Source organism: Prevotella sp. oral taxon 306 str. F0472, from assembly GCF_000257925.1.
Taxonomy (GTDB): Bacteria; Bacteroidota; Bacteroidia; order Bacteroidales; family Bacteroidaceae; genus Prevotella; species Prevotella vespertina.
In genome coordinates, this window is the sequence record NZ_AJIN01000051.1 from 25,061 (window position 1) to 32,084 (window position 7,024).

Consider the following 7,024-nt stretch of genomic DNA (forward strand, 5'->3'; position numbering starts at 1 on the left):
ATACATATAATTTTATCTTGTTTTGTGATCCATTTTTCAGAAACCAATATTTAATTTTGAGTGATCGTATATTCATTTCTAAGAAATCGTATATTGGATTTACTAAAAACGTATATACATTTTCGATAAAACGTATATATGTTTTCATCAAAATGTATATACGTTTTTTCTGAATTTATTATTGGTTTTGTATTGTATTGATAATCAATGATTTACAAAGGTGCATAAAAGGGGCTAAAAACGGGTGATTTTCATGTGCAGAATGACAAAAAAAGAGAGTAGGAATTAAGCCTGCTATTCGCTAATAAGCCTAATTCCTACTCGGATATTGTTAGGTAAAATTAGTTTACTTTTTCCTCAATTCCTCCAAACTTGCTTTGAGAGCTGCAATCTTTTCTTCGGAATCGCTTTGCTTTTTGCGCTCACGTTCGATGACTTCCGCAGGGGCATGAGAAACAAAATTCTCGTTAGATAGTTTCTTCTTGATGCCAGCGAGGAAGCCTTCCAGATGGTTGAGTTCTTTCTCTTGCTTTTCGATTTCGGCTGCAACATCAATCAAATCGCCAACAGGTACGGCAAAACTGTCCGTTCCGACCATGAAGCCTGATGCGTCGCTGGGCTTCTCTGCCACCACTTCGATTGTCTTTAAGTTCGCCATCTTATGGATTACGCTGTTGTATGCCTCGTAGTTATTTTGCCCAATGGCATTGAGTTCGAGTTCAACCTTAGGTGCGATATTCTTCTGATTGCGCACCGTTCTGACACCGCTGACGATTGCTTTTACCTGTTCTATGTCTTCGATTAACCGCTCTTCGTCCTTGGTTGGAGCTGGGAGTTTCAGTTCGTCACGCATAATGCTCTCGCTGTCTTTGCGGTCATAGATGTGCTGCCATAGCTCTTCGGTGATGAAAGGCATGAAGGGGTGGAGCATCTTTAACAGAGAATTGAAGAAACGGAGCGTTGCCTCGTAGGTCACTTTGTCGATAGGTTTGCCATATTCTGGCTTAATCATCTCCAAGTACCAGCTTGAAAACTCATCCCAGAAGAGGCGATAGACGGTCATCAATGCCTCGGAAATACGATAGCTCTTGAATTGTTCGTCCATCTCTTTGTTTACAGCTTTCAGTTTGGCATCGAACCATTCAACGGCGATTCGGCTTGCTTGTGGCTGTTCAATATCGGCAGTTTGCCAACCTTGTACGAGGCGGAAGGCATTCCAAATCTTGTTATTGAAGTTACGTCCTTGCTCACAGAGCGTCTCATCGAAGAGAATATCATTGCCGGCTGGGGCTGAAAGCATCATACCCATACGGACGCCATCGGCACCATATTTCTCGATAAGCATAATCGGGTCAGGCGAATTGCCAAGACTCTTGCTCATCTTCCGCCCGAGCTTATCGCGCACAATACCCGTGAAATAAACGTGCTTGAATGGGAATTTGCCACGATATTCATAGCCTGCCATGATCATTCGTGCCACCCAGAAGAAGATAATGTCTGGTCCTGTCACGAGATCGCTGGTAGGGTAGTAGTAGTTTATTTCCTCATTATCGGGGTTGTTAATGCCATCAAACACAGAGATTGGCCATAACCAACTGGAGAACCATGTGTCCATGCAGTCGCTTTCCTGCTCTAAATCGGCTGCAGTGACGTTAGGATTCTTCTCTTTTGCGAGTTTCAATGCCTCGTCTGCGGTCTCTGCAACGACTGTTGCGTTCTTACCTTCTGCGTCCTTGAAATAGTAAGCAGGGATGCGATGACCCCACCAAAGTTGGCGACTGATACACCAGTCTTTGATGTTTTCAAGCCAGTGGCGGTAGGTATTTTTATATTTCTTTGGATAGAATTCTATCTCATCGTCCATGACTGGAGCGAGCGCAATGTCGGCAAAGTGCTGCATTTTGAGGAACCATTGTGTAGAGAGTTTCGGCTCAATGGGTACGTTGGTGCGCTCGGAGAAGCCTACTTTGTTGTCATAGTCTTCTACCTTTTCCATCAAACCAGCCGCCTCTAAGTCCTTAGATATCTGCTTGCGCACGTCCATTCTATCTTGACCTACATACAAACCAGCCGCCTCAGAGATCGTTCCGTTATCATTGAAGATGTCGATTGTCTCTAATCCATGCTTCAAACCGAGCGCATGGTCGTTGACATCGTGTGCAGGAGTTACCTTCAAACAACCTGTTCCGAACTGAATATCTACGTATGAATCCTCGATAACTGGGATTACGCGGTTAACCAATGGTACGATGACATGCAAACCTTTGAGCCATGTGTTCTTCACATCTTCTGGATTAATGCACATAGCCGAATCGCCCATAATTGTTTCAGGACGGGTCGTTGCAACCACGGCGTAGTAACCTTTTTCATCTTTGTGCATTACGTTGCCCTCATCTTTGCGCTCCACTTTAGCCTGATCGTCAGCAGCAACATAATATTTAAGGTGATAAAGTTTAGAGTGTTCATCCTTATAAATCACCTCCTCGTCCGACAGAGCGGTCTGTGCCTGTGGGTCCCAATTAACCATTCGCACGCCACGATAGATATAACCTTTATTATATAAGTCGCAGAATACCTTAATAACACTCTTACTTCTGGTGTCGTCCATGGTGAAAGCAGTACGATCCCAATCGCAAGAGCAGCCCAAACGGCGCAACTGTTTCAGGATAATACCGCCATGCTCATGCGTCCAATCCCACGCATGCTCAAGGAATTGTTCACGAGTAAGGTCGGTCTTTTTGATACCTTCCTGCGCCAACTTGTTTACAACCTTTGCTTCGGTGGCGATACTTGCATGGTCAGTACCTGGAACCCAGCAAGCATTTTTACCCTCCATGCGGGCACGTCTTACAAGAATGTCCTGAATAGTGTTGTTGAGCATGTGTCCCATGTGAAGCACACCTGTAACATTTGGTGGTGGAATCACCACAGTATAAGGCTCACGCCCATCAGGTTTAGAACTAAATAGCTTATTGTCCAGCCAATACTGGTACCATTTTGATTCCACAACCTGTGGATCATACTTGCTTGCTAATTCCATTGTTTCGTATATTTTTTATTCTTTATTATCATTAAAATACGGTGCAAAAGTACAAAAAATCCGCCTAAAAAGCGTATCTTTGCAACGATATTAGTACTTCCAAACAAGTACTTTAACGTTTATCTTTAACTTTAAACATCAAGACATTGCATACAAAAGAAGAAAAATTAAAAGCCTTTGCACGTTTGTTGGATGTCCAGGAACGTCTTCGCAAGGAGTGCCCTTGGGATAGAAAACAAACCAATGAGAGTCTTCGTCCTAATACTATTGAAGAGACTTTCGAGTTAGCTGATGCTCTTCTCAAGAACGATTCAAAGAATATCTGTAAGGAATTGGGTGATGTTATGGAGCATGTTGTGTTCTATTCAATGCTCGGTCAGGAGAAAGAAGAGTTTGATGTTGCTGATGTTTGCAATGCGCAATCGGATAAATTGATGTTCAGACATGACTTTATTGACTGGACAGGATGGGACGTTTCTCGCTCGGATATGGCTGTAAACGCTAATGGACAGGTGGTTTATAAAGATGAATTGAAACTGCAAACAAGCGATAATCAGCAAGCAGCGCCTAATACAGCAACGCAAGTTGAATCTACTTGGGAACAGCGGAAACAGCGCGAAAGAGACGGAAATAAGTCTGTCCTCTCTGGTGTTCCAGAATCATTGCCAAGTCTTATAAAGGCTTATCGCATACAAGACAAGGCTCGTAATGTGGGCTTTGATTGGGAAGAAAAAGAGCAGGTATGGGACAAGGTTTATGAAGAGTTAGGCGAATTGAAGGCAGAACTACAGAAAGAAGATAAAGAGCGTTCAACCGAAGAGTTTGGCGACTTTATGTTTTCGCTTATCAATGCAGCCCGTCTCTATCATATAAACCCCGATAATGCACTCGAACATACGAATCAGAAGTTTATAAAACGATTTGATTACATCGAAAAGAAAGCGCGTGAGAAAGGTGTCACTATAAAGGATTTGACGCTCGCAGAGATGGATCAATATTGGGAAGAAGCAAAGAAACTATAAGAACTAAAGATATTAAGCACATGAAAAGGAGTTTTTATTTAGTTATTTCATTGATTATCCTTGCTGCTGTTTACGCTTGTAAGGATAATAAGGCAAAGTCATCATTGGCTCAAGCAAGTGGTAGTACCGATTCTTTGACTGTGGGCGATAGTACTGTTTATGGTACTATGGTTGACGGTGGTATGAATTCTTTAATCCTACTTACGGATAAAGGTGATACGGTTGAGTTCTTAGTAAATCCAGATGACACAATCGATGTTGTGAAAGGTGGAAAGATTCACGGCGATCGCTTTGCTGTGATTGGGTATAAGGAATATGGCGATAACTTCATGCGTTCTGCCATTAACCTAACTTCTCTATTAGGAAATTGGACAAGTCTTGATCGTAACTTCGAGATTAAAGAGGGAGGAACGGTTAGTTCTAGTCTTCAGTCGGAGAAGAGTCCTTGGACTTCATGGAAGATTTGGAATGGTAAGTTGATATTATCAAAAGATACCTTTGACGTTGATAACCTCGGTGCTGACTCACTATCATTAGAAAATCACAATGGTATTTTTGTCTTCACAAGAGGAAAGTAAGATTTAACTGATAAAACATTATAATGCTCGTGTCGTGTAATAGCTCTTTGAATGAGAATTAGTTAAGCGATTCGAGCATTTTCATATTCGTTCGTATTGCCGTATGGAACCATTTACTATACGTATTTTAGGCTGTGGAAGTGCCTTACCTACATTGAGACATTATCCTTCTTCGCAGGTTGTTGAACTGAGAGAAAAGCAATTTATGATTGATTGTGGAGAAGGAACGCAGATACAATTACGTAGGTTGCACATCCATTTCTCTAGAATTATAGCTGTATTCATTAGTCATCTTCATGGCGATCATTGTTTTGGATTACCAGGAATGTTGTCTACATTTGGTATGACAGGGCGCACCGCACCTCTACATATCTATGCTCCTTCTTCTTTTGAGCCTATCCTTCAGCAAACACTCGACTTCTTTTGTCAGGGATTAGGGTTTGAGGTAATATTCCATGGCTTAGATACAACTCAACAGAAAGTAATTTATGAAGATCGTAGTCTGACAGTTGAAACGATTCCTTTGCAGCATAGAGTAGAATGTTGTGGATTCCTTTTTAGAGAGAAACAAACGCTCCCGCATATTCGTCGAGATATGATTGATTTCTATCATATCCCAATCAGTCAGATTAATAACATAAAGAATGGTGCCGATTGGATCACTCCTGATGGAGATATTATTCCGAACGACCGACTTACATCGCCTGCTACTCCTGCCCGTAGTTATGCTTATTGTTCCGATACGAGATATATCAAGTCACTTTCTAAGCAAGTTCAAGGAGTTAATACACTTTATCATGAAAGCACATATCTTGCGAAGGATGCCGATCGTGCTAAGCTCTATTGGCATAGTACGTCAGAACAAGCAGCGAAGGTAGCACATGATGCAAAGGTTGGTAAATTACTTTTAGGTCATTATTCCGCTCGATATAATAATGAGGAGTTACTATTAAAAGAATCTCAAGCTATCTTCCCGAATACTATCTTATCACAAGAGGGGATGGTCATTGATGTTTAAGACAAATAGGACACATATTCCTTGATTCCACCTTTATTATATAGTAAACACCTGGTATATCTCTATCTAACTTCTATCTAACCCCAATCCAATTACCAATAAATCCTCCTGTAAATTCTCCAGCAAATTTCCCACAAATCCCCTGCAAACAGTACTATTCACTCCCCTCTCCATTACTTCCCGTTGGTCAGTGACCGTTGGTTCGGAGAGGGGGTGAGGCTGGTTGGGTCGATTGTTGAGACTTCTTTTTTCCTATTTTATTTGGCTAGTTAATTTATTCTTCTTACCTTTGTCGCCGTGAAACAATTAGCAATGACATATCAAGTGAACGAAGTACTGCAAAGAATTATCGAATTCTTTGCATCTTTTTGCACTTTATCTTTGGTCAATCCAAATAATTTGCTAACACACACACACACACACAATATGCGCACCTAGCGTTTAATAACACATTTTTTCTTCTCGCATACGCGCGCGCGAAGCGTGCCGTAACTCCTGTAAACAAAGGACTTTCAAGAGTTTCCTTTGTTCGCTTTTTTATGCCCTTTTGTGAACTCGATTTTGAGCAAAATAAGAACGAAATAACAACTATTTTAATCAATGAAGTAATGAGAAAAAAGCAAGTAAAGAAGAGTTATTCTGCACCAGAGTGTATAATAATTCAAGTCAACGAAGCCACTGATTTTATGCAAACGTCCATGCCTGGTCAGCATCACCCAGCACATCATGGTCATGGTCCTTCTAGTGCAAAAGCTGCAATTATGTGGCAAGAAAACGAAGAAGAAGACGGCGATACACAAAGTACACCATCTTGGGAAGACTAACAAAACGAGAGTTATAACCACAAATTAGAAAAAGTAATGATGAAAACAAAGCAATTATTTAAGTCACATTTATTCTCCCTTGCAGCACTTTTCAGTATGGCACTGACAGCTGTCTCTTGTGCCAACGAAGACATCGTGCAGAATGGTAAAACTGGAGATAACGGCAAAGGCTTTGCAACCTTTGTAGCAGGCGAACCAGCACAGACCCGTACCTCAATTGATTATGCAACAGGCAATTTCTATTGGGAAGAGGGCGATAAGATATACGTGAAGGACGACGACGGCACGATGCAAGTTAGTAACGCTGTAGATGCAGCTCACGCACATTCTGCTTCGTTCAAGTTCAAAGTTCCTGGGAAATTCGGAGGAAGCGCAAATTATAAGGTCTACTATCTCGGCAAGAATAGTAGTAGCAACCAAGTAACGATTCCAACAGCCCAGACTCAAACAACACCAAACACAACCGATCACCTTGGCAATTCAGGTGACTACGGTACAGCCACGGCAACAGGTACTTTAGGTGGCAGCGTCTTTAGTTTCCA

The 7,024-nt window shown here is 41.7% G+C and carries 5 protein-coding genes and 1 pseudogene; 5 read left to right on the forward strand and 1 reads right to left on the reverse strand.

The annotated features are described in order from the left end of the window. Positions 1-346 precede the first annotated feature (346 nt). On the reverse strand, positions 347-3,040 hold the full coding sequence (locus tag HMPREF9969_RS07900; protein ID WP_009435282.1) for a valine--tRNA ligase: 2,694 nt from the start codon (positions 3,038-3,040) through the stop codon (positions 347-349). Positions 3,041-3,186: 146 nt separating this feature from the next. On the opposite strand from HMPREF9969_RS07900, the gene mazG reads away from it, so the two are divergent. From mazG to HMPREF9969_RS07925, 5 genes and pseudogenes are all read left to right on the forward strand, one after another. Beyond that, entirely contained in the window at positions 3,187-4,062 is an 876-nt protein-coding gene (gene mazG, locus HMPREF9969_RS07905) for a nucleoside triphosphate pyrophosphohydrolase (protein WP_009435274.1), read from the forward strand. A gap of 20 nt (positions 4,063-4,082) precedes the next feature. Continuing rightward, a complete protein-coding gene (locus tag HMPREF9969_RS07910) occupies positions 4,083-4,640 on the forward strand; it encodes a hypothetical protein (protein ID WP_009435277.1) in 558 nt (185 codons plus the stop codon). Between the two features lie 103 nt (positions 4,641-4,743). Further along, positions 4,744-5,658: a ribonuclease Z gene (locus HMPREF9969_RS07915; protein WP_009435283.1), complete on the forward strand. Its 915-nt coding sequence runs from the start codon at positions 4,744-4,746 to the stop codon at positions 5,656-5,658. A gap of 608 nt (positions 5,659-6,266) precedes the next feature. Further along, complete coding sequence (locus tag HMPREF9969_RS07920; RefSeq protein ID WP_036895491.1) at positions 6,267-6,482, forward strand: hypothetical protein; 216 nt, start codon at positions 6,267-6,269, stop codon at positions 6,480-6,482. 36 nt (positions 6,483-6,518) lie between these two features. After that, positions 6,519-7,024: pseudogene (locus HMPREF9969_RS07925) on the forward strand (hypothetical protein); the annotation flags it as partial.